General features: G+C 66.3%; 18 protein-coding genes. 4 read left to right on the top strand and 14 right to left on the bottom strand.

Going from position 1 to position 22,342, the window contains the following annotated elements; translation table 11 throughout:
• The first annotated feature begins 32 nt into the window (after positions 1 to 32).
• Positions 33 to 926 (top strand): DUF3313 domain-containing protein, encoded by an 894-nt coding sequence (locus QX039_RS06265; protein WP_315738555.1) that lies wholly within the window; start codon positions 33 to 35, stop codon positions 924 to 926.
• A gap of 106 nt (positions 927 to 1,032) precedes the next feature.
• On the opposite strand, the gene QX039_RS06270 is transcribed toward QX039_RS06265, so the two are convergent.
• The 4 genes from QX039_RS06270 to QX039_RS06285 all read right to left on the bottom strand — a co-directional run bounded on the left by QX039_RS06270 (position 1,033) and on the right by QX039_RS06285 (position 7,686).
• Positions 1,033 to 2,307 carry a DUF2130 domain-containing protein gene (locus QX039_RS06270; RefSeq protein WP_315772005.1) on the bottom strand — a complete coding sequence of 425 codons (1,275 nt, stop codon included), beginning with the start codon at positions 2,305 to 2,307 and terminating at the stop codon, positions 1,033 to 1,035.
• 110 nt (positions 2,308 to 2,417) lie between these two features.
• Positions 2,418 to 5,495 (bottom strand): efflux RND transporter permease subunit, encoded by a 3,078-nt coding sequence (locus QX039_RS06275; protein WP_315772006.1) that lies wholly within the window; start codon positions 5,493 to 5,495, stop codon positions 2,418 to 2,420.
• Entirely contained in the window at positions 5,492 to 6,568 is a 1,077-nt protein-coding gene (locus QX039_RS06280) for an efflux RND transporter periplasmic adaptor subunit (RefSeq protein WP_315772007.1), read from the bottom strand. The genes QX039_RS06275 and QX039_RS06280 overlap by 4 nt, the downstream gene beginning before the upstream one ends.
• Positions 6,565 to 7,686, bottom strand: coding sequence for an efflux RND transporter periplasmic adaptor subunit (locus QX039_RS06285; protein WP_315772008.1), 1,122 nt, complete (start codon positions 7,684 to 7,686; stop codon positions 6,565 to 6,567). The genes QX039_RS06280 and QX039_RS06285 overlap by 4 nt, the downstream gene beginning before the upstream one ends.
• A 316-nt stretch (positions 7,687 to 8,002) precedes the next feature.
• Here QX039_RS06285 and QX039_RS06290 point away from each other — a divergent pair, with 316 nt between their 5' ends.
• Positions 8,003 to 8,641 carry a TetR/AcrR family transcriptional regulator gene (locus tag QX039_RS06290; protein WP_315772009.1) on the top strand — a complete coding sequence of 213 codons (639 nt, stop codon included), beginning with the start codon at positions 8,003 to 8,005 and terminating at the stop codon, positions 8,639 to 8,641.
• 24 nt (positions 8,642 to 8,665) lie between these two features.
• Here QX039_RS06290 and QX039_RS06295 read toward each other — a convergent pair whose 3' ends face one another.
• The 3 genes from QX039_RS06295 to QX039_RS06305 form a co-directional block, all read right to left on the bottom strand.
• Positions 8,666 to 8,989 (bottom strand): hypothetical protein, encoded by a 324-nt coding sequence (locus QX039_RS06295; RefSeq protein ID WP_315738549.1) that lies wholly within the window; start codon positions 8,987 to 8,989, stop codon positions 8,666 to 8,668.
• Positions 8,952 to 9,251 carry a hypothetical protein gene (locus tag QX039_RS06300; protein WP_315755361.1) on the bottom strand — a complete coding sequence of 100 codons (300 nt, stop codon included), beginning with the start codon at positions 9,249 to 9,251 and terminating at the stop codon, positions 8,952 to 8,954. Before QX039_RS06300 ends, QX039_RS06295 begins: the two co-directional genes overlap by 38 nt.
• A 519-nt stretch (positions 9,252 to 9,770) precedes the next feature.
• Entirely contained in the window at positions 9,771 to 10,955 is a 1,185-nt protein-coding gene (locus tag QX039_RS06305) for a urate hydroxylase PuuD (RefSeq protein ID WP_315772011.1), read from the bottom strand.
• 199 nt (positions 10,956 to 11,154) lie between these two features.
• On the opposite strand from QX039_RS06305, the gene QX039_RS06310 reads away from it, so the two are divergent.
• Positions 11,155 to 11,466: a hypothetical protein gene (locus tag QX039_RS06310; protein WP_315772013.1), complete on the top strand. Its 312-nt coding sequence runs from the start codon at positions 11,155 to 11,157 to the stop codon at positions 11,464 to 11,466.
• Positions 11,467 to 11,582: 116 nt separating this feature from the next.
• On the opposite strand, the gene QX039_RS06315 is transcribed toward QX039_RS06310, so the two are convergent.
• Both QX039_RS06315 and QX039_RS06320 read right to left on the bottom strand, forming a co-directional pair.
• On the bottom strand, positions 11,583 to 14,297 hold the full coding sequence (locus tag QX039_RS06315) for a molybdopterin-dependent oxidoreductase (protein WP_315772015.1): 2,715 nt from the start codon (positions 14,295 to 14,297) through the stop codon (positions 11,583 to 11,585).
• Positions 14,294 to 15,121, bottom strand: coding sequence for an FAD binding domain-containing protein (locus QX039_RS06320; protein ID WP_315772017.1), 828 nt, complete (start codon positions 15,119 to 15,121; stop codon positions 14,294 to 14,296). The genes QX039_RS06315 and QX039_RS06320 overlap by 4 nt, the downstream gene beginning before the upstream one ends.
• Before the next feature lie 140 nt (positions 15,122 to 15,261).
• On the opposite strand from QX039_RS06320, the gene QX039_RS06325 reads away from it, so the two are divergent.
• Positions 15,262 to 16,608 (top strand): 8-oxoguanine deaminase, encoded by a 1,347-nt coding sequence (locus tag QX039_RS06325; protein WP_315738543.1) that lies wholly within the window; start codon positions 15,262 to 15,264, stop codon positions 16,606 to 16,608.
• Positions 16,609 to 16,617: 9 nt separating this feature from the next.
• Here QX039_RS06325 and QX039_RS06330 read toward each other — a convergent pair whose 3' ends face one another.
• From QX039_RS06330 to QX039_RS06350, 5 genes are all read right to left on the bottom strand, one after another.
• Positions 16,618 to 17,595, bottom strand: coding sequence for a peptide ABC transporter ATP-binding protein (locus QX039_RS06330; RefSeq protein WP_315738542.1), 978 nt, complete (start codon positions 17,593 to 17,595; stop codon positions 16,618 to 16,620).
• Positions 17,592 to 18,626 carry an ABC transporter ATP-binding protein gene (locus QX039_RS06335; RefSeq protein WP_315738541.1) on the bottom strand — a complete coding sequence of 345 codons (1,035 nt, stop codon included), beginning with the start codon at positions 18,624 to 18,626 and terminating at the stop codon, positions 17,592 to 17,594. The genes QX039_RS06330 and QX039_RS06335 overlap by 4 nt, the downstream gene beginning before the upstream one ends.
• Before the next feature lie 27 nt (positions 18,627 to 18,653).
• Positions 18,654 to 19,565 (bottom strand): ABC transporter permease subunit, encoded by a 912-nt coding sequence (locus QX039_RS06340; RefSeq protein ID WP_315738540.1) that lies wholly within the window; start codon positions 19,563 to 19,565, stop codon positions 18,654 to 18,656.
• On the bottom strand, positions 19,562 to 20,572 hold the full coding sequence (locus QX039_RS06345) for an ABC transporter permease subunit (RefSeq protein WP_315738539.1): 1,011 nt from the start codon (positions 20,570 to 20,572) through the stop codon (positions 19,562 to 19,564). Before QX039_RS06345 ends, QX039_RS06340 begins: the two co-directional genes overlap by 4 nt.
• Positions 20,573 to 20,664: 92 nt before the next feature.
• The gene (locus QX039_RS06350; RefSeq protein WP_315738538.1) at positions 20,665 to 22,266 is read right to left on the bottom strand and encodes an ABC transporter substrate-binding protein; all 1,602 of its coding nucleotides are present in this window, start codon (positions 22,264 to 22,266) and stop codon (positions 20,665 to 20,667) included.
• Positions 22,267 to 22,342 lie beyond the last annotated feature (76 nt).

Below are 22,342 nucleotides of genomic sequence, written 5' to 3' on the forward strand. Positions count from 1 at the left end.
GCGCAGATTGGTCGGCGTGAGGCGGTCCGGGCATGGTCGAAATCGACGTCGCGGCTTTCGTGAGATCATGCACCCCGGCCACCATCCGCCTGGCGATGCTGTGCGCGGCCCTCGGCCTGTCGGGCTGCGCCACCGCGCCGATGACGCAGAGCGGCGCGCTCGCATCCTATCAGTCGCTGGCGGAATCGAACGGCGTGCTCGCCAAGTCGCTGCTCAACGTCGACAAGGACAATGTGCTCGCGGCGCAGACCGTGCGTATCATGCCGACAACCTTCTCGGGCCAGGCCGGCGCGGTGCTGACGGACCAGCAGCGGCAGCTCGTCGCCAACGCCGTCGACCGCGCGCTGTGTCTCAACCTGAGCGAACGCTTCACGGTCGTGGCGCCCAATCAGAGGGCCGATTTGACGACGCGCACCTTCATCACCCAGGCGACGCCGACCGATCCGGTTGCCGCCGGGGCCTCCAAGGTCGTGTCGGCCGTGCCGGGCGCGCTCGGCGTTCCCGTTCCGGTGCCGCGGCTGCCGATCGGGCTCGGCAGTCTCACGATCGAGGCTGAGGCGCTCGACCGCAAGGGCCGGCAGCAGGCCGCAATGGTATGGGCGCGCGGCGCCAATTCGTTCACCAACTCGCCGGTGCTGTCGCAGGCCGGCGATGCCTACGATTTGGCAGGTTCGTTCAGCGCCGATTTCGGCCAGATGCTGGTGACCGGCGAGACCCCGTTCGGCAAGGTGCCGAAGCTGCCGTCGATCGAACGGATCGGCGCGGCGCTCGGCGGCAAGCCGAAGAATGCGGCATGTGAGGCGTTCGGCAGGGATCCTGGAGTCATCGGCATGGTCGCCAACCGTCTGGGCGCACCGCCAGAATGGGTCGACAAGGGTGCTGTGCAAAGGGACGCGCAGGCGAGCACACAGATGGCGAAGCAGTAGCGGCCATCTGCATCCGCATGCCATGGGAATGCGAGACGCGGCCGCGTAGGAAAGCATAGGCGCGGTGCGGTGCTGGCACACCTCGGATCGGCGCGGCCGGCGCGCGCTACTCCGCCGCCTCGCTCTTGCCCTCGATCAGCAGCACGTCGAGGCTCTCGATCTCCTGCATCGCCCGGCCGGCGATGCCCTGCAGGTCGCCATACAGTCCCGCCGTCGAATCCAGCACGCCGCGCAGTTGCTCCTCGCGCTTGGCCCAGAGCCGCATCATCGTCTTGCGCTCGCGGTCGAGGTCCGATTGCATCTCGGTGAAGCGCTCGACGATGGCGTCGATGCGGTGGCGGAAGCGGGGGCCCGTGAGATAGGCGTAGACCATCTCCATCTTGGTCTGCTGGCCCTCCTGCGCGAGCTTGCTGCAGGCGACGTCGATCAGCGACTGCCGCAGTGCCAGCGACAGTGGCAGCGCGAAGCGCGGCTCGGCGACCCAGACGCCGTCGATCAGGTCGAAGCCGTCGACCCCCTTGGGCAGCGCGCTCGAGACGATCAGCGCGATGTCGGCCTTGGCGGCGCGCAGGTCGTCGCGCAGCTTGACCAGCCAGCCATCGCTCCAGTTCTTGGTGCGCTTGGATTCCCACAGGATCGCCCCGCAGACCTGGCCGCTGGGGGCCACGACCCGATGGATCACGTCGCCGCCGAACTCGCCCTTCGGCACCGGCTCGACAAGGTCGCGGGGGAAGCGCGCGCGCAGTTGTGACTCTAGCTCGATCTCGAGCGCCTCGCCCTGCAGCTGCTGCGAGCCCTGCTCGGCCTTGCGGCGGAGCTCCTCGATCTGGCGCTGCATGCCGGCGATCTGGGTTTCCTTCTCGGCGACCTTCGCCTTCAGTCCTTCCTCGGCCTCGAGCCGCGCCTTGTCGCGCACGGCGACGAGACTCTCCTGCACCTTGGTCTCGATGGTGAGATCGAGTTCGCGGCGGGCCTCGTCGAGCTCGCGCTGCTTGCGCATCATCTCGGCCTGCGCCTTCTGGGCGTCGGCGAGCTTGGCGTCCTTGCTGACGATGGCCTCATGCAGCTCGGCGAGCTGGCGGTCGCGGTTGCCCATTTCGTCCGCAACGGCCTGACGGGCCTTCGCCGCCTCGGCCTGCGCGATCGCGGCGCGCTCGGCCTTCAGCTTGGCGGCGACCTGCTGATCGATCGCGGCCTTGGCCTGGGCGATCTGCTCCTGCGCCGCTTTGAGCTGCGCCTCGCGGCGGCCGAAATCGGCTTCCTTCGCCTGGAGCTGCTTCTCGAACTGCCGGCGCGTCTCCGCGATCAAGGGCGCTGCGAGCTGCTCGGTCAGCTTGATCTCGGTACGGCAGGAGGGGCAGACGATCTGAGGATCGGTCATGATTCGCATCCTTCCATGAAGGCCGAATCTAACCGGCCGCCGCGTGGCGTTTAACCCACGCGGACGGCTTATCCCATGCAATTATCTGCGATTCCCCGCCCTTCGTCGTCTTACGCGCCGTGCGGCGTGGCCTCCGGAGCCGCGGTGTTATCCGGCGCCTTGATGCGGAACCAGGCGACGTACAGCGCCGGCAGGAACAGCAAGGTCAGCACTGTGCCGACGATGATGCCGCCCATCATCGCATAGGCCATCGGGCCCCAGAACACCTCGCGCGCGATCGGGATCAGCGCCAGCGAGGCTGCGGCCGCCGTCAGCATGATCGGCCGCATGCGGTGCTCGGTCGCCTCCATCACGGCCTCCCACGGCGGCCGTCCTTCTTCGCGCAGATGCTCGATCTGCACGATCAGGATCACCGAGTTTCTGATCAGGATGCCGATCAGCGCGAGCACGCCGAGGATGGCGACGAAGCCGAGCGGCGCGCCGCTCGGCAGCAGCGCCGCGACGACGCCGATCAGGGCCAGCGGCGCCACCGCGAACACCAGGAACAGACGCTGGAAGCTCTGCAGCTGCAGCATCAGGATGGTCGCCATCGTGAACAGCATGATCGGGACGACCGCGATGATCGGCGCCTGGCTCTTGGCGCTCTCCTCGACGCTGCCGCCGGTGGCGACCTTGTAGCCGGCCGGAAGCTTGGCGTCGAAGGCCGTGATCGCCGGCTTGAGCTGATCGACGACCGTGTTGGGCTGCACCTGATCGATCACGCTGGCCTTCAGGGTCAGCGTCGGCTGCCGCGAGCGGCGCCAGATCTCCGGCTGCTCGATCTGGTAGCGCAGGGTCGCCAGCGCCGCGAGCGGGATCGACTGGCCGTTCGATCCGGACAGCTGCAGATCGCGCAGCGTCTCCAGCGACTGTCGTTCCTTGGCCTGGGCGCGGCCGCGAACGTCGATCAGATAGATGTCGTCGCGCACCTGGGTGATCGAGGTGCCGTCGAGCACGCCGTTCAGCGCGTTGGCGATGTCCTCCGAGGTGACGCCGAGCTGGCGCGCCTTGTCCTGCAGCACGTCGACTTTCACGACGCGCGCCGGCTCCATCCAGTCGAAGATGACGGCCCCGAGATGGCTGTTGCCGCGCAGGACGCCGGCCAATTCCTGCGCGATCTCGCGCACCTTGGCCACATCGGGCCCGCTGACGCGATACTGCACCGGGCGGCCGACCGGCGGGCCGATGTCGAGCAAATGCACATAGGCGTCGGTGCCGGGGAACGTCTTGGTCAGATAGGCCTGCAGCTTGGAGCGGGCACGGTCGCGCGCCTCGAGGCTCTTGGTGACGATGATGATCTGGCCGAACGACACGTCGGCCGGCTGCACGTCGAACGACAGCACGAAGCGCTGCGCGCCGGAGCCGACATAGGTCGACCAATGGTCGATGTCGGGATCGCCCTTCAGCGCCTCCTGCTCGAACTGCGCCATCTGCGCATTGGTCTCGGCGATCGAGGAGTTCTGCGGCAGGTTGAAGTCGATGACGAGCTCATTGCGGTCGGAGGAGGGGAAGAACTGCTGCTGCACGAAGCGCATGCCGAACACGGAGAGGCCGAAGATCAGCACCGTGGCGATGATCGTGATCCAGCGGTGCCGCATGCAGGCATTGAGCATGGCGCGGAAGATCCGCGTCAGCCGGCCGCCTTCGGCATGATGACTCGGCAAGGTCGCGGGCAGAATGGAGACGCCGAGCAGCGGCGTGAACAGCACGGCGACGATCCACGACACGACCAGCGACACCGCGATCACGACGAACAGCGTGAAGGTGAACTCGCCGGCGGCGCTGTTGTTGAGGCCGATCGGAATGAAGCCGGCGACCGTGACCAGCGTTCCCGTCAGCATCGGGAACGCGGTCGAGGTGTAGACATAGGTCGCTGCCTTGCGCAGGCTGTCGCCCACTTCGAGCCTCGCCACCATCATCTCGACCGCGATCATGGCGTCGTCGACCAGGAGGCCGAGCGCAATGATCAGCGCGCCCAGCGAGATGCGCTGCAGGGATATGCCCGTGTAGTTCATGAACAGGAAGGTGATCGCGAGCACCAGCGGGATCGAGATCGCGACGACGAGGCCCGCGCGCACGCCGAGGCTGACGAAGCTGATCGCCAGCACGATGATGACGGCTTCGTACAGTGCCTTGGTGAAGCCGCCGACGGCTTCCTCGACGATCTTGGGCTGGTCCGAGACGAGATGCACGCCGACGCCGACCGGCAGGTCGGCCACGACCTTCGCCATCTCCTCCTTCAGCGCCTCGCCGAAGTCGAGCAGGTTGGCGCCCGCCTTCATGCCGATGGCAAGCCCGATCGCCGGCTGGCCGTTGAAGCGGAACAGCGACGTCGGCGGGTCCTCATAGCCGCGGGTGATGGTGGCGACGTCGGTGAGCGGAAAGAAGCGGTCGTTGATGCGCAGGTTGATCGCCTTGAGGCTCTCCTCGGAGGTGAACTGGCCGGAGACGCGCACGGCGACGCGCTCGGGGCCGGCCTGCAGCACGCCGGACGGCGACACCGCGTTCTGCGCCTGCAGCGCGGTCAGGATGGTGCGCTGGTCGATGCCGAGCGCGGCCACCTTGCGCGGCGAGAATTCGAGATAGATCACCTCGTTCTGCGCGCCGACGATGTCGACGCGGCCGACATTGGGCACGGTCAGCACCTTGGCGCGGACCTCTTCGACGCGGTCACGGAGCTGGCGCTGGCTCAGCCCGTCGCTGGTGAAGGCGTAGATGTTGCCGAACACGTCGCCGAAGCGGTCGTTGAATCCCGGCCCGATCACACCGGACGGAAAGTCGCCCTTGATGTCGTTGATCAGGTTGCGCACCTGCAGCCAGGTCGGAACGACATCGCGCGCCTTGGTCGTGTCGCGCAGGTTGACGAACACGGTGGTTTGGCCGGGCACGGTCAGGCTCTTGGTATAGTCGAGCGCCGGCAGCTCCTCGAGCTTCTTCTCGATGCGGTCGGTGACCTGGCGTGTCATCTCCTCGGCGGAGGCGCCGGGCCACTTGGCCTGGATCAGCATCGTCTTGATGGTGAATGACGGATCCTCCTCACGGCCGAGATGCAGGTAGGAGTAGAGACCCGCGGCCATGAACGCGATCATGAAATACCAGACGAGCGAGCGGTGCTCGAGCGCCCAGTCGGAGAGGTTGAAGGACTTCACGGCTGAGATTCCTGATCGATGCGGACGGACTGGCCATCCTTGAGACTGTGCACGCCGGCGGTGACGACACGCTGCCCGGCGTCGAGGCCGCCGGTGACGCGGACGCTGCCGTCCTCGTTCCTGGCGATCGTGATTTCCTGTCGCTTGACGGTCTTGCTGGCCGCATCGACCAGCCAGACGAAGCTCTTGTCGTTCTGCTCCAGCACGGCCGAGCGCGGCAGCCGGATGACGGTCTTCTGCTCGGTGTCCAGCGTGGCGGTCACGGTGGTGCCGAGGCGCATGATCTCCGGCGGGCTGTCGAGCGTGATGCGGATGCGGCGCGTGCGCGTCGTGGCATCGGCGCGCGGCGCGATCTCGCGGACCTTGCCTGCCGCGCTGACGCCGGGATCGACCTGGAGCCGCACGGTGAACGGCGTGCCGGCCTGCAGGCCGCCGGCGATGTCGTCGCCGACATCGATGACGGCTTCGCGGACGTCGGGCCGCGCGATGGTGACGACGCTCACGCCCGGCGAGACGACCTGTCCGACTTCCGCGCCGACCGCGGTGACGATGCCGGCGAAATCAGCCTTGAGCTGCGCGTAGCCGAGCTGCTCGCGCGCCTTGGCGAGGTTGGACTGCGCCTTGACGACGGAGGCCTGGGCGGCTGCACGCGACTGCTCCGCGCTCTCCAAGGTCGCCTTGGTGGTCGCGTCGGTTTCCAGCAGGGTGCGCTGCCGGCCCTCGGTCCCCGTTGCGTTGGTCAATTGCGCCTGGCTGCGTGAGACGTCGGCGGCGGCCGCCCGCATCGCAAGCTCGAGCGCGGCGGGATCGATCGCCGCCACCACTTGGTCCTGCTTGACCATGTCGCCGACGAAAACGGGACGTGAGATCAGCCGTCCAAGGACTCGGAAGCTCAGATCAGACTTGTAGCGCGGCTCGATCGTGCCGGTGACGGCCGAGCCGTTAGCCGCCTGCGGCTCGATCTTCATCGACAGCACAGGCCGGACCGGCTCGGGGGCAGCGGCCTGCTCGTTGCAGCCGGCGAGCAGGGCGAGCGCGCCGAGCGGAAGAACACAACGCATCGGCGTCATCACGACCGCTTCTCCTCGTTGAATGTGATCTGTTGTCCGACGCTGAGCAGTTTGCCGCCATCGGTCACGACGCGATCGCCGGGCTTCAATCCGGCCGAGACGACAATCGCGCCGGTCTCGTAATCCTCGATCGTGATCGGCTTCAGCGACACGGACTTGTCGGCGGCATTGACCAGCCAGACCGCCGGCGTCTTGCCTGCGGCCGTCAGCGCGCTCCATGGCAGCACGATGCGCTGCTCCGGCTTGATGAAGCCGGTGGCGCTGACGGCGCTGCCGAGGGTCATCTCAGGTGGCGGAGTCTCGATCGCGATCTTGACGCGGACCGTGCCGGACTTCGGATCGATGGTCGGCGAGACCTCGCGCACCGTGCCCTTGGCGGTGACCGAGGGATCCGACAGCAGCGAAAGCGCCACCTTGCTGTCATCGAACTTGAGCGACAGCGCAGCCTCGTAGACGTCGATCACGGCGTCGCGGGCGCCGTCATGGGCCAGCGTGAACACCGACTGCGCGGCTTGGGCAACCTGGCCGACCTCGATGTTGCGCGCGGTGATGGTGCCGTCGGCATCGGCGCGCAGCTCGGTATAGGTCAGGGCGTCCTTGGCCGTGCCCAGCTGCGCCTTGGCGGACTCCAGCGAACCCTCCGCCGTGCGCAGCGTCTCCTGGGCCTGGTCGAAGGTCGCCCGTGTCGTGAAGCCGCTCGACAACAAGGTCTGCTGCCGGTTGAAGTTGGAGGTCGCGACCTTGACCTGCGACTCCGCAGCCGTCACGGCGGCCTCCGCGGAATCGAGATCGGCCTGCTGCTCGGCCGGGTCGATCTTGGCCAGCAACTGGCCGGCCTTAACGTGTGCGCCGACCTCGACCAGCCGCTCGGTGACGCGGCCACTGACCCGGAACGACAGGTCCGCGAGCACGCGCGCCTGGACGTCGCCGGTCAGCGTGATCGATTGCCGCCGCTCCGACAGCTTGACCACCTCGGTCCGCACCAGCCGGGATGGCGGCGCCGTTGCGGCCGTCTTCTGCTCGCAGCCGGCCAGCAGCAGGCCAATGGCAGCACAGCCGGCCACGGCCAGCAGGCGTGAGCCCGACGTCCGAAGGAAGGGGAATCCTGCGAATGGAGACATGGTCGTATCTTCGGCTCGGTTGGGTGGTGACGGTCGTCCCTGTCCCGCCGCGCATGCGCGCCGGATCAGAAGCGCCTGGTTGGTCGCAAGCAGCCCGCAGAATTCGCTCAGCCGCCCGCCGTTGCAAGGAAGCAGGTTCACGCGAGAGTTGAACACCATCCTCTTGACAGTGCGTGAATTAGACAATCAAATCTAGAATATATCGTCTAGTAACATTCTCGTGGCGGTTTCCAATTACCCCTATGCGGCTTGTCGGGCGTTCCCGTTGGGACATCGGCATCGCTGCCGCCGCGATGAACGAAGGCATGACGCGAACGTGCGACGGAAAGCTGCGACCGACCTGAATGACCCCGCGCGCTCGACGGCTCGTGCGCCCCGCCAGGCGCGCGGCCGTGAGCGCCGCGAGCAGTTGCTCGACGCGGCAGCCGCCATCATCGCCGAGGCCGGGATCGGTGCCGTCGGCATGCACGCCGCAGCCCAGCGCGCCGGCGCGTCGATCGGCTCGGTCTATCACTTCTTCCGTGACAAGGAGCAGATGCTCGACGCGCTCGCCGAGCGTCACGATGCCGAGCTGCAGCCGGCGTTCGATCGCGTGCTGCAGCGAAGCGATGCGGAATGGGCAGCGATGTCGCCGCCGCAGGTCATCGAGCAGTTGATAGGCTGGGCGATTCGCTACTTCGTTCGCCATCCAGATGCGCTGGCGACGCTGGATCTGCACGATCAGACCATGCATGCCGAGTTCAGGGCCCTCATCGACCGCGTCATGCGCGCCAGGCTCGGCGATGAACTGGGCCAACAGGCGGCCACCACGCTCGATGCCGTCGTACTCGGTACCCTGCTGTTCACGCGCGAGCAGGATCCGCGCAGTCGCGACGTCGTGGTCGCCGCGCTGCCGGAGATGATGGCAACCTATCTCACGGCGCTGGAGGCGAAGCGGAAGCGGCCGAAGGGCTGAGGTACAGACGCCGTATCGACGCGATCAGTGCGGCGACCTGAACGGCCACTCGCTCCTTTTCCGATGGATCGCCACCGAGCGCGGCGTCGCTGTGTCCTCGATCGGCTTGGCCGAGAGGATGATCTGGTCCTCGCCGTTCCAGCGGTCGAACTCGTAGCACCATTTGCCAGTCTCCGGTGTCCGATAATGCCAGTCCTTCAGCGCTCGATCGCGAGACGGATGATCGACGACCGCGAGGGTCGTTCGGTGCCGCCGACGATGCTGCAGATCAGACGGAACGACGAGGCAGGCGCGGCCGTATGCATCCCGCTCATCGCACGGGCCCCGCTGGCGATGGCGTGTCGACATGATCCATCGTCGTCATCGACAGCGGCTGCGGGCCCTCGACGAGAGCAGGGCGATCGCGGCGATGGGCCAGCCGCTGCTCGCCGCTCCGATTGCGTCTGCTGGCGATCCCTTCGACCAGCCGGGCCACGACGCCGACCACGGCAAAGCTCACGAGCAGCGAGATGCACAGCAGCCCCAGATAGAGCTTCAGCACCGAGCTTGCGAAGCAGGCAAGCGCGATGAGCGCGACAATGGCCAGCCGGCCTTTGACGGAGATCGACATGATGGAGCGTTTCGCTGATAGCTGATTGTGGGCGCCACTCTAGCGCCATGTTTTCTGCAGCCAAGCCGCGTCCCAATGGGTGGTAAATTTTGCCGCAAGGTCATGACGACAATCGGATGCGCTCCAACTCAATCGTCGTTGCTCGGATCTCAGCTCAACTGCGCGTTGTGAAAATCCGGTTGTCCCAGCGTCGGCTTCACGCATGCGTCGTGGGGAACCGAAGCGAGCATCTGCAAGCACGCCGTCGCGCAATGACCGAGCCGACGGCTGCGTTGTCGGCGAATGCCGGAACGATGGGTCGAGTGCTTGTTGCGCGCCGAGAACATGTCCCGCGACCGTGAGGGCGAACGATATACGCAACCCGGGCCGATCGCGCCGCGGGAGCGCCGGGGCGCTCTTCTCCTAGAGAACCGCGATGATCGGAAGTCGAACCGTTGCCAGGGCGCATGAGCTCGCGCGGGTGCGTGGGCTCGGCGAACGAGCTGTTTGACAGGTGAAGAGGACAGTGAAGGTGAGCGGCTATTGCGCGCCCACCCACGCCGCGAGCACGGCGCGCTCCTCGCCGGTGATCTCGGTGATGTTGCCGGGCGGCATGGCGCTCGACCACGCGGCGTTGCGCGCGATCAGCCGTGCATTGCGCTGGATGTTGTCGGCGGTGTCGAGCCGCACGCCCTTGGGGGCTGCGACGATGCCGTCCCATACGGGCTCGGCGGCGTGGCACATGCTGCAGCGGGAGGTCACGATCTCCTCGACCTGCGCGAATGTTGGCGGCGCGCTCATCGTCGTCTTGGCGTCGCGAGGGCCCGCCGCGGACAACAGCAGGATGCCGATCATGCCCGCGGCCGCAACGCCCCACACCCACCATGGCGACGGATGACCCTTGTGACGCGCGTTGAAGAAGTGGCGGATCACCGGCCCGAGCGCGAGCACGATGGCGACGATCGCCCAATTGTAGCGGGTGCCGAACAGCAGCGGATAGTGATTGCTGATCATCAGCACCACGACCGGCAGGGTCAGATAGTTGTTGTGGACCGAGCGCTCCTTGCCGGTCTTGCCGAGCCTGGGGTCCGGAGCCTGACCTGCGAGCAACGCGGCAACGATCTTCTTCTGGTTGGGGATGATCACCGCGAACACGTTGGCGACCATGATGGTGCCGATGATCGCGCCGATCTGGTTGAAGGCGCCGCGGCCGCTCAGCACGTGGGTGAAGGCGTAGGTGAGCGCGACGAGGAAGATGTAGCCGCCGATCGCGAACGGCAGCTCGTGCCTGGCAAGGCCGCTGCGGCAGGCGCCCTCGTACAGCAGCCACGCCATCGCCAGCGAGCCGAAGCTGAACAGGCCGGCCTGAACGGGCGTGAGATCGAGGATCGACTTGTCGACCAGGAACAGGTCGGCGTTGAGACAATACACCACGATCATCAGCACGAAGCCGGACAGCCAGGTGGTGTAGGCCTCCCATTTGAACCAAGTCAGCTCGCTCGGCATCTGCGCCGGCGCCACCAGATATTTGACGATGTGGTAGAAGCCGCCGCCATGGACCTGCCAGGCTTCGCCCATCACGCCCGTCGGCAGGCCCTCACGCGGCTTCAGGCTGAGATCGAGCGCGATGAAGTAGAACGAACTCCCGATCCACGCCACCGCCGCGACCACGTGCAGCCAGCGGAAGATCAGGCTCAGCCATTCCGATATGATCGAGGCCCACATCGTGCGCTCATCTCCTTGTGCAGCACGCGCCGAAGGACGGCCGCCTGCGCCCCATCTGTTGCATCGATCCCGTGTGATTTCCAGCGCATCGCTTTGGCAGGCCGTGCACAGGAGACAGGCCTTCATGCGCGCTTGATCTGGTGGACATCGACCGCGCGATTGCGTTCAATGCATCCGGTAACGACGCATGGCGGACGCGATGAAGAGACCGGTCCTGATCATTCTGGTGATGGCGCAGCCCGCCTTGGTGCAATCCGCCTTGGCGCAGACAGCGCCCGCGCCAAAGCCGGCAGCCGCCAGGCGCGCCGATGCCTGCGCGCCGATCGGGCGCACCGAGGACGGCAAGCTGGTCTATTCGATGAAGTGCGAGACCATTCCAAAGCCGGTCGCGCCTGCCGCGCCACAGGCGGCCGCGCAGCCGACGCAATCTGCTCCGGCAGCCGAGCCGGAGCCCGAGACCGAGCGAAGCGGCCTGTTCGGCTGGTCCTGCGATCGCCGGTCGAAGCCCTAGCGCGGCCATCTCCCACCTCGGACGTGCTGCGCAGAGGAGCTGATGGCCGCCGGACGCTCGTCGACCGGACGAAATGTCTCGCTCATGCGCGTCCCCGGATCGCCGCCATCATTGGCTCATTCGCCGAATTTCTCCTGCAACTGCGGAAACAGCCGGTCCGGCTTGAACGGCACGGCGGTGAAGCGGATGCCGGTGGCGGCGCGCAGCGCGTTGCCGAGCGCGGCGGCGACCGGATTGTAGGGGCTCTCGCTCATCGACTTCGCCCCCAATGGGCCGATCGTATCGCTGGTGTCGGCAAACAGCACTTCGGTGCGCGGCACGTCGGCATAGGACGGCACATGGTAGTCGCGGAAGCGCGGATTGATCACGCAGCCCGTCTCGTCGATCACGATCTCCTCGTAGAGCGCAGCACCCAGCGACTGCGCGACGCCGCCCTCGATCTGGCCGCGGCACTGCATCGGATTGGCGACGCGGCCAGCATCCGCGGCCTGCACGCTCTTGAGGATCTTGACCACGCCGGTGTGCTTGTTCACGGCGACGCGAAAGCCCTGGACGTTGAACGCGACCGAGCGCGGCGTGCCCTGCGAGTTGCCGCTTGCCGTGAGCGGCGATCCGCTGAGCTTGGCAATCTCGGAAAAGGACAGGCGCCGAGCGCCGCAACTGATCGCATTGTCAGCGATCCGGCAGCCGTCCGGATCCAGGTTCCAATGATCGGCGGCGAAGCGCTTGAGCGTCTCGGCGAGCGCCTCCGCCGCGGCCTGCGTGGCGCGGCCGGCCACGAACGTGCCGGTCGAGCCGTAGGCGCCGGTGTCGTGGCCGCCATGGGCGGTGTCGGACTGCTCGAGGGTGATGCGGTCGGGCGTGGTGCCGAGCACGGTCGCCGCGATCTGGCGATGCACGGTGCTGGTGCCATTGCCGAACTCGGCGGTGCCGACGGTGAGCACGAAGCCGCCGTCGTCGCGCAGGCTGATGGCGGCGTCGGCGAAGTGGCCGTCAGGCGGCACCGTATCGATCATCGTCAGCGCGATGCCATCGCCCGTCAGCCACTCGGCCGACAGCTCCGGCGTCGGCGTCGTCTCGGCCATCGCGCGCTCGACCAGATCGAGGCACTGGTCGAGCCCGTAGGAGCCGTACAGCACGTCGCTGTGCTCCAATGCCGGCGGCGCCAGCATGGGATCGCCGGGCCTGACGATATTGCGGCGTCGCATCTCGACAGCGTCGATGCCGAGCTGCCGCGCGAGCTCGTCGATTGCGGCTTCGACCGCGAAGGTGGTTTGCGGCAGGCCGTAGCCGCGATAGGCGCCGGCCGGCACCGTGTTGGTGTAGACGGCGATCGCGTCGACCTTTTTGTTGGGACAATTGTAGACCGAGATCGACTCGCCGCAGGCATGGAACAGCACGGGCCCGGCGTGATTGCCGTAAGCGCCGGTGTTGGAGACTACATCGAGCTGCAGCGCGGTCAGCTTGCCGTCGCTGTCGGCGCCCGCTTTGACCGTGACACGCATCGGATGTCGCGTCGAGGTCGCGATGAACTGCTCCTCTCGGGTGAATTCGAGCTTGACGGGACGGTTGGTCTTCAGCGCGGCGAGCGCGAGGATATCCTCGACGAACATCTCCTGTTTGCCGCCGAAGCCGCCGCCGACGCGCTCGCAGAACACGCGGACCTGGTCGGAAGGCAGGTCGAAGATTTCGCACAGCGCCCGCCGTGTCAGGAACGGCACTTGCGTGCTGGAACGGACGGTGAGCACGCCGTGGTCGTCGAGCCAGGCGAGACCGCCGTGCGTTTCCAGGGCGGCGTGCTGCACCCGCTGCGTGGTGAAGGTGCCTTCATAGGTCGCGGCGGCAGACGCGAGCGCGGCGGCGACGTTGCCAAGCTCGCCGTGGGTCTCGGCGACGATGTTGCGGCTGACGTCCGCGATGCGATGCGCAGCTGTGCGGCCGGCGTGAATGACGGGCGCGCCGGGCGCGATCGCGGCTTCGGGATCGACCACGGCAGGCAGGATCTCGTAGTCGACGACGAGTCGTCGGCAACCTTCCTCGGCGGCGGCCTCGCTGTCGGCGACCACGGCGGCGACCTTCTGGCCGATGAAGCGGACGACGTCGTCGAGCACGCGGGTGTCGGCCGGATCCATCCAGGCCTGCTCATGGCGCGCGGTGGAGAACAGCGTCGCCGGCGCATCCTCATGCGTCAGCACCGCATGCACGCCGGGCACCGCCAGCGCGGCCCTCTTGTCGATGGCGACGATACGCGCATGCGCGTGCGGCGAGCGCGCGAGTTTGACGTGCAGCAGGCCTTCGACCGTGGTGTCGAAGGTGTAGCGTGCCCGGCCGCGCACGACGTCGGGGCCGGCAGGCGCCGGCAGGCTGCGTCCGAAGGCTTCGCCGGCCGTGACATCCTCGACATGGGTGAGGCCGAGCAGCGCGTCCTCGATGGCGCGATAGCCGGTGCAGCGGCACAGATTGCCCTTCAGCGCCGCGCCGAGATCCTTCACCTGCGCCTGGTTCAGCGAGGCGCAGGTGACGATCATGCCTGCGGTGCAGAAGCCGCATTGGAACGCCTGCGCATCGAGGAAGGCCTGCTGCATCGGATGCAGGCCGTCATCGGCGGCGAGACCTTCGACAGTCGTGACCGCCTTGCCCTCGGCGCGAAAGGCGGGGATCAGGCAGCTGTGCACCGGCTCGCCATCGAGCAGCACGGTGCAGGCGCCGCAATCACCGGCGTCGCAGCCCTTCTTGACGCCGAAATGGCCGGCGTCGCGCAGAAAGGTCCGCAGGCACTGTCCGGGGCGCGGGGCAGCATCGACTTCCTTGCCATCGACGATCACGCTCATGGCCGCGCGCCGCCAGCGAGCTCGGCGCGAATCTCCTCGGCGAGGCGCAGGGTCATTGCCTTGCGCCAGGCGGGCTTGCCATGAACATCATCATGATACGACGTATCGGGGATGTCGCCGAAGATGCTCGCGCGCAGCAAGGTTGCGTCGGGCATGCTGGCAAAGCGCAGCTGCAGCGGCTTGACGGTCGATCCGGTTACGGTGAGCAGCAGGTCGCCGTTGCGGCCCGAGGTTCCGATCAGCAGCGCGCCGGAGCGTCCGACCGGAGTGAGTGCGATCTGGCGGAAGGCGGTGCGGCGCTTGAGCGCGGGCAGCGGAATGTCGATCTGGCGCAACAGGTCTCCAGGCGCGAGCACGTTGCTGTTGTTGCCGGTGACGAAGTCGGTGACCCTTATGCGCTGCTCGCTGCCGTCACTCCTCCAGATCGTGCAGACGCCCTCGAGCGCGGCGAGCAGCGAGATCATCGGCCCGGCCGGCAGCGACATGCAGAGATTGCCGCCCACGGTCGCCGTCTTCCAGATCTTGAAGGAAGCGAGGAACGCGCGGCAGCATTGATCGATCAGGGGCGCTGCGATCCAGTCGGCCGGGCAGGGCAGCGCGTCCAGCGCGGCGACGCTGCAGGTCGCGGCGATGCATAGGCCCTGATCGCTGATGGTGAGTGGCGGCCAGGCGAGCTCGCTGAGATCGATCAGCCGCGACAGCTGCGCCTGCGGTTCGGAGAACAGCCACGTGCCGCCGGCCAGCCAGGCATCGCCTGCCTGCCAGCTGGGCAGCTCGGCCCGCGTTCTCGGGCGCACGACCTCCGTGATGGTGTTCAGATCCATGGTGATGCCAGCTCGTGGGCGCAGCCTATCGCGGGTGGAATCCTTGCAAGACCAGCGCCAACTGGCAATAGGATGACGCTGGCCTTCCGCTTGCAAGTTACCGGCACACGCAAACGCCCAATCAACGAGACGAGGCAGCCATGAGCACGACGCCGATCTGGATCAAGGACCCGCTCGCCATTCTCGCCGAGGATGCTGCGCGCGGTGTCGTCGTCAAGGACGGCCGCATCGTCGAGCTGGTGCCTGCCGGTGCCGAGCCGGCCACCGCTGGTGCGGCGACCTATGATGCCAGCGCGCATGTCGTGATCCCCGGGCTGATCAATACCCATCATCACTTCTACCAGACGCTGACGCGCGCGCTGCCGGCCGCGATGGACCGCGAGCTGTTCCCCTGGCTGAAGGCGCTCTATCCGGTCTGGGCGAAGCTGACGCCGGAGGCACTGGATGCAGCGGTCACGGTCGCGATGGCCGAACTGATGCTGTCGGGTTGTACGACCACGACAGATCATCACTACGTCTTCCCCGCCGGGCTCGAAGATGCAGTTGGCATCGAGGTCGCGGTGGCGAAGCGGCTCGGCATTCGGGTGCTATTGACCCGCGGCTCGATGAACTTGTCCGAGCGCGACGGCGGGCTGCCGCCGGACAGCGTGGTGCAGGACGAGGACACGATCCTTGCCGACAGTGAGCGCGTGGTCGCCACCTATCACGAGCGCGGGCCGGATGCGATGGTGCAGATCGCGCTGGCGCCGTGCTCGCCGTTCTCGGTGACGGGATCGCTGATGCAGAAGACGGCTGCGCTCGCCGACAAGCTCGACGTGCGGCTGCACACGCATCTCGCCGAGACCGAGGATGAGAACCGCTTCTGCGAGGCGATGTTCGGCTGTCGTCCGCTGGACTATCTCGAAGAGCAGGGTTGGCTTGGTCCGCGCACCTGGCTTGCGCACGGCATCTTCTTCAATGCCGAGGAGATGAAGCGGCTCGGCAAGGCGAGGACGACGATCACGCACTGCGCCTGCTCGAACCAGTTGCTCGCCTCCGGCTGCTGCCCGGTGTGCGAGATGGAGGAGGCGGGCGTCGGGATCGGCCTCGGCGTCGACGGCTCGGCGTCGAACGACGGCTCCAACCTGATGCAGGAGGTGCGCTCCGCTTTCCTGCTGCAGCGGGCGCGCTACGGCGTTAGCCGGATCAGCCACAAGGATGCGCTGCGCTGGGCGACGAAGGGCTCGGCCGCCTGCGTCGGCCGGCCTGAGCTCGGCGAGATTGCGGTCGGCAAGGCCGCCGACCTCGCACTGTTCAAGCTCGACGAGCTGCGCTTCTCGGGTTCAGGGGATCCGATCGCGGCGCTGGTGCTGTGCGGCGCGCATCGCGCCGATCGCGTGATGGTCGGCGGCCGCTGGACCGTGATCGACGGCGCCATTCCGGGGCTCGATGTCACCCGGCTGATCCGGCGCCACAGCGCGGCGGCAGGTCAGATGCAGGCGGGGTGAAGACGATTGTCAGGCCGGCTGTGGGTCCAGGAAGCGCTCTGCGTAATGGCAGGCGACGAGGCGGCCGTCGAGCGGGCGCAGCGGCGGGCGCTGCGCGCGGCAGAGATCCGTCACGTAGGGACAGCGGGTCGAAAACACGCAGCCGGCCGGTGGGTCCAGCGGCGACGGCAACTCGCCCTTGGGCACGATCCGCTGACGTTTGCGGCCAAGGCCCGGCGTGGCGTCGACCAGGGCCTGCGCATAGGGATGAAGTGGCCGCGCGAAAATGCGCTCCTTCGGTCCGTGCTCCATGACCAGTCCCAGATACATGATCAGCACGTCGTCGGCGATGTGCCTGACAACACCGAGGTCGTGCGAGATGAAGAGATAAGCGAGCCCCAGCTCACGCTGCAGATCGGCCAGCAGGTTGAGCACCTGGGCCTGCACCGACATGTCGAGCGCGGAGACCGGCTCGTCGGCGACCAAGAGCTTCGGCCGCAACATCAGGGCGCGCGCGATCGCGATGCGCTGCCGCTGGCCGCCGGAGAACATGTGCGGATAGCGGCCATGATGCTCCGGACGCAGCCCGACCTTCGCCATCATGTCGAGCGCCTGCGCGCGCCGCTCCTGCTTGGTGAGGTCGGTGTTGATGACCAGCGGCTCCTCGAGGATGGCGCCGACGCGCTTGCGCGGGTTGAGCGAGCCATATGGATTTTGAAACACGATCTGCACGGTACGCCGCAAGGTCCTCGCGGCGCCGGCCGGAGGATCGACGGCGTCGAGGCCGTCGAGCATGAGTGTGCCGGCGTTCGGCTTCTCGATGAGCGTGACGAGTCGCGCGAGAGTTGATTTGCCGCAACCGGATTCGCCGACGACCGCCAGCGTCTTGCCGGCCTCAATGGCAAAGGACACGCCGCCGACCGCCTGCAGATGCGCCGGGGCGCGGAACAGGCCCTGCTTGACCTCGTAGCTGCGCTTGAGACCGTCCGCGGTGACGAGCGCCGTCATGACAGGGCCTCGTGGGCCTGGCTCGGCGCACCGGCGCCATGCCGGTCGGCCTCGATTCGCTCTTCGCGCGTGGGATCGCCGAGCGGGTAATGACAACGCACCAGGCCATCGCTCCAGGGACGCAACTCGGGACGCACCGCATCGGTCAGCGGCGTCGCATAGATGCAACGCGGGCTGAACAGGCACCCGGGCGGCCGGTCGTAAGCTCCGGGCACCACGCCAGGGATGGTGGCGAGCCGTCCCCCGTCGCTCGCTTCCGGGCGCGCCGCCAGCAAGGCGGCCGTGTAGGGATGCTGGGGCGAGGCGAACAGGCTCGAGGTCGGGCGCTGCTCCATGATCTGTCCCGCATACATCACCGCGACGCGCTCGGTCGTGTCCGAGACTACGCCCATGTTGTGGGTGATGAGGATCAGCGCCATGCCGCGGTCGCGCTGCAGCGACAGCAGCAGATCCAGGATCTGGGCCTGGATGGTGACATCGAGCGCCGTCGTCGGCTCGTCGGCAATCAGGAGCTTCGGATTGCAGGCGATCGCCATCGCGATCATGATGCGCTGGTTCATGCCGCCCGAGAGCTGGTGCGGATAGGACGAGAGCCGGCTCTCGGCGGCGGGAATGCCGACCTGCTCCAGCAACTCGATCACCCGCCGCCGCGCGGCCTTGCGGTTCATCCCCTCGTGAATGCGCAGCGTCTCGGCCAGCTGATAGCCGATCGTGAACGACGGGTTGAGCGACGTCGTCGGCTCCTGGAAGATCATCGCGACGTCCTTGCCGGTGAGGGCGCGCCGCTCGCGGTCGGACAGGGTCTGCAGATCCCGTCCCTCGAACAACATTTTGTCGGCCTGGACTTGGCCGGGGTAGGGCACCAGTCCCATCAGGGCCAGCATGCCGACGCTCTTGCCGGATCCGGACTCGCCGACGATGCCCAGCACCTCGCCTTTGTCGAGCGCGATGCTGACGCCATCCACGGCACGGACCATCCCGTTCCGCGATGGAAATGCGACCGACAGATTTTCGATCTCGAGAAGCGGCATCGGATCGCCTTCACTCTCTTGCGCAGATTATCGTTTGAGCTTGGGATCAAGCGCGTCGCGCAGCCCGTCACCGAGCAGGTTGAAGGCCAGCACGGTCAGCAGGATTGCCAGGCCCGGCAGCGTGACGACCCACCAGGCCCGCAGCACGAATTCGCGCGCGTCCGCCAGCATGGTTCCCCATTCGGGCAAGGGCGGTTGCGCGCCGAGACCGAGAAAGCCGAGCGCGGCGGCGTCAAGGATCGCGGTGGAAATTCCGAGCGTCGCCTGCACGATCAGCGGCGCCGCGCAGTTCGGCAGCACTTCTTTGAACATCAGGCGGAGCCGGCCGGCGCCCGCGACCTTGGCCGCGATGACGTAGTCCTTCGAGACCTCGCTGATCACGGCGGCACGCGCGATCCGCACGTAGTGCGGCAGCAGCACGATCGCGACCGCCAGCATCGCATTCATCAGGCCCGGCCCGAGGATCGCGACGATGACGATCGCGAGCAGAAGGCTCGGCAGCGTCAACGTGATGTCCATCAGCCGCATGATCGCGACCTCGGTCACGCCGCGGAAAAAACCGGCGATCAGGCCGAGAATCGTGCCCGATATCACCGACAACGTCACCACCGCGATGCCGATCAGAAGCGACAGCCGCGCGCCGTGGATGAGACGGGACAGAATATCGCGCCCGATCGCGTCGGTGCCGAGCGGATAGGACAGCGATCCACCCTGTTGCCAGAACGGAGGCTTCAGGAACGCCGCATTGTTGGTGAGCACAGGCGAATGCGGCGCGACGACATCGGCCGACAGCGCGAGCAGGATCAGGACCGCGATGACGACCAGGCCCGCGACGGCCCCGGCATTTTTCCGGAAGTCTTGCCAGAACTCCAGCAATGGAGACGGTGGCGCGTCCGCTTGCGCGACAACGATGCGGGTTGGGAGGTTCTCGGCGCTCATCGCGTGTACCGGATGCGGGGATTGATCAGCCCATAGGCGATATCAACCAGCAGATTGACGGTCATGACGATCGCGCCGATCAGCAGCGTGCCGCCCTGCAGCACCGGATAGTCGCGGCGGTTGATGCCCTCGATCAGCCATTTGCCCACGCCCGGCCAGGAAAAGATGGTTTCGGTAAGGATGGCGCCGGTGAACAGTACGCCGACCTGCAACCCGATCACCGTCACCACCGGGATCAGCGCATTGCGCAAGGCGTGAATCGCGATCACGCGGAACGGCGGCAGCCCCTTGGCGCGGGCGGTGCGGATGTAGTCCTCGCCGAGGACCTCCAGCATGGCCGATCGCGTCATGCGGGCGATCACCGCGAGCGGTACCGTGCCGAGCACGATCGTCGGCAGGACGAGATGCGACAGGGCCGAACGAAACGCGCCGACATCACCGGCCAGGAGCGTATCGATCAGCAGGAAGCCGGTCACCGGCTCGATGAAATACTGCACCGCGATCCGGCCCGACACCGGCGTCCATCCGAGCTGCACCGAAAACAGCAGGATCAGCAGCAGTCCCCACCAGAAAATCGGCATCGAATAGCCGGTGAGCGAGATCCCCATCACGCCGTGGTCGAAGATCGAATTGCGCCTGACCGCGGCGATGATGCCGGCCGGCAGCCCCACGCACAGCGCAAACAGGATCGCGCAGACCGACAGTTCGACCGTCGCGGGGAACAAGGTCTGGAATTCGGCAATCACCGGCTCATGGGTGACGATCGAGCGGCCGAAATCTCCGTGCGCCAGCCGCGACAGATAGAGACCATACTGCACCAGCACGGGCTGATCGAAACCGTAGTCCTTGCGCAATTGCGCGAGGCGGGCCGGATCGATGCCGCGTTCGCCCGCCATCGTCTCGATAGGGTCGCCGGGGATCAGGCGGATCAGCACGAACACGAGCAACGTGATGCCGATGAAGGTCGGGACCACGAGGCTGAGCCGGGTAAAGACGAACCGCAACATGCAGAGCTCTGTCAACTTTCCCCGGAAGGTCTTCGGGAGGGCAGCGAAGCGGAAGCGGCGAAGCAGCGAAAGCTGCTTCGCCCTGAGGTCCGCTAATCCTTGACGTCGACGCCATAGAAGCTGTGGCGTCCGAACGGCGATAGCTTGAAGTCGATCACGCGTTTGCTGACAGGCTTCAACTGCACCGCATGCGCGATCGTGAACCACGGTGCCTGCTCCTTGAAGACCACCTGGGCCTGTTCGTAGTGCTTGGCACGCTCGGCCTGGTCGCTGACGGTCTTGGCCTTCACGACCAGTTCGTCGAACGGCTTGTAGCAGAACTTTGCGATGTTCGACCCCGATGCCGATTGTGCCGAGGCGCAGCCCAGCAAGGTGTGCAGGAAGTTATCGGGATCGCCATTGTCGCCGGTCCAGCCGTACATGCCCATCTGGTGCTCGCCGGCCTGCAGCCGCTTGCGGTATTCGCCCCATTCGAATGACTTGATCTCGGCCTTGACGCCGATCTTGGCGAGATCGGCCTGCATCAGCTCGGCGATGCGCTTGGCATTCGGATTGTAGGGACGCTGCACCGGCATGGCCCACAGATCGGTCTCCAGGCCGTTCGGGAATCCGGCATCGGCGAGAAGCTTCTTGGCCGCGTCGGGGTCATAGGGATCGTCCTTGACGGCGTCGTTGTAGGACCACATCGACGGCGGGATCGGGTTCTTTGCCGCGATGCCGGTCGACAAATAGACCGCGTCGATGATCGCCTGCTTGTTGATCGCCATGCTGAGCGCTTTACGCACGCGCACGTCATCGAACGGCTTCTTCTGCGTGTTGAAGGCGAGATAGCCGACGTTGAGGCCCGGCTGCTCCAGCACGGTGACGTTCGGGTCCTTCCTGATCGTATCGATATCGGCCGGGTTCGGATAGGGCATCACGTCGCATTCGCCCTTCTGCAGCTTGGCCCAGCGAACGGATGCATCCGGCGTGATCGCATAGACGAGGTCGTCGATCTTGGCCTTGCCGCCCCAATATTGGGGAAACGCCTTGTACCGGATCACGGCGTCCTTTTGATACTGTACGAGGTAGAATGGACCAGTGCCGATCGGATCCTGGTCGATCTTCTCGGGCGTGCCGGCCTTCAGCATCGCGTCGGCATATTCCTTCGACTGGATCGCGGCGAACGGCATCGCGAGATCCGCGAGGAAAGGGGCTTCCGGCTGATTGAGGGTCACCTTGATCGTATAATCGTCGATCTTCTCGACCGACTTCAAAAGTTTCGGCATCGCCATGTCGCCGAAATACGAATGGTTCGGGCTCGTCACCTTGAAATAGGGATTATCCTCCTTCCATTGCCGCTCGATCGAGAACAGAATGTCGTCGGCATTGAAGTCGCGTGTCGGCTTGAACGACTTGGAGGTCGAATGCCACTTCACGCCCTTGCGGAGGTTGAACGTGTAGGTGGTGCCGTCGGGCGAGATCGTCCATGTTTCGGCGAGGCCTGGCACGACTTGCGTGCTGCCGCGCTCGAACTCGACGATGCGGTTGTAGATTGGCTCATTGCCATCGAACGATGTCCCAGTTGTGTTGACACCGGGATAGAAGTTCTCCGGGCTGCCTTCCGAGCAGAAAACCAGGGTCTTGGCGAAAGCGGCTGGAGTCGTCAGTAGCGCCGACGTGCAGACGGCAACGAGCAGGATAGATCTGTTCACAGTTGGAACTCCCGGTTACGGCTGTCAAGGCATCGCAAGGTGGAGCATCGTTGGACTCGACCCAGACGATGCGGCC

Origin of the sequence: Bradyrhizobium sp. SZCCHNR1043 (genome assembly GCF_032489675.1) — a bacterium.
Lineage (GTDB): Bacteria > Pseudomonadota > Alphaproteobacteria > Rhizobiales > Xanthobacteraceae > Bradyrhizobium.

Excerpts from the sequence above, each read along its gene's own strand:
- QX039_RS06295 (WP_315738549.1), bottom strand. The coding sequence starts at position 8,989 with ATGTCGACACGCCATCGCCAGCGGGGCCCGTGCGATGAGCGGGATGCA.
- QX039_RS06340 (WP_315738540.1), bottom strand. The coding sequence starts at position 19,565 with ATGAGCGCCGAGAACCTCCCAACCCGCATCGTTGTCGCGCAAGCGGAC.
- QX039_RS06320 (WP_315772017.1), bottom strand. The coding sequence starts at position 15,121 with ATGGATCTGAACACCATCACGGAGGTCGTGCGCCCGAGAACGCGGGCC.
- QX039_RS06265 (WP_315738555.1), top strand. The coding sequence starts at position 33 with ATGGTCGAAATCGACGTCGCGGCTTTCGTGAGATCATGCACCCCGGCC.
- QX039_RS06305 (WP_315772011.1), bottom strand. The coding sequence starts at position 10,955 with ATGTGGGCCTCGATCATATCGGAATGGCTGAGCCTGATCTTCCGCTGG.
- QX039_RS06335 (WP_315738541.1), bottom strand. The coding sequence starts at position 18,626 with ATGCCGCTTCTCGAGATCGAAAATCTGTCGGTCGCATTTCCATCGCGG.
- QX039_RS06285 (WP_315772008.1), bottom strand. The coding sequence starts at position 7,686 with ATGTCTCCATTCGCAGGATTCCCCTTCCTTCGGACGTCGGGCTCACGC.
- QX039_RS06345 (WP_315738539.1), bottom strand. The coding sequence starts at position 20,572 with ATGTTGCGGTTCGTCTTTACCCGGCTCAGCCTCGTGGTCCCGACCTTC.
- QX039_RS06325 (WP_315738543.1), top strand. The coding sequence starts at position 15,262 with ATGAGCACGACGCCGATCTGGATCAAGGACCCGCTCGCCATTCTCGCC.
- QX039_RS06270 (WP_315772005.1), bottom strand. The coding sequence starts at position 2,307 with ATGACCGATCCTCAGATCGTCTGCCCCTCCTGCCGTACCGAGATCAAG.
- QX039_RS06300 (WP_315755361.1), bottom strand. The coding sequence starts at position 9,251 with ATGTCGATCTCCGTCAAAGGCCGGCTGGCCATTGTCGCGCTCATCGCG.
- QX039_RS06330 (WP_315738542.1), bottom strand. The coding sequence starts at position 17,595 with ATGACGGCGCTCGTCACCGCGGACGGTCTCAAGCGCAGCTACGAGGTC.
- QX039_RS06315 (WP_315772015.1), bottom strand. The coding sequence starts at position 14,297 with ATGAGCGTGATCGTCGATGGCAAGGAAGTCGATGCTGCCCCGCGCCCC.
- QX039_RS06310 (WP_315772013.1), top strand. The coding sequence starts at position 11,155 with ATGAAGAGACCGGTCCTGATCATTCTGGTGATGGCGCAGCCCGCCTTG.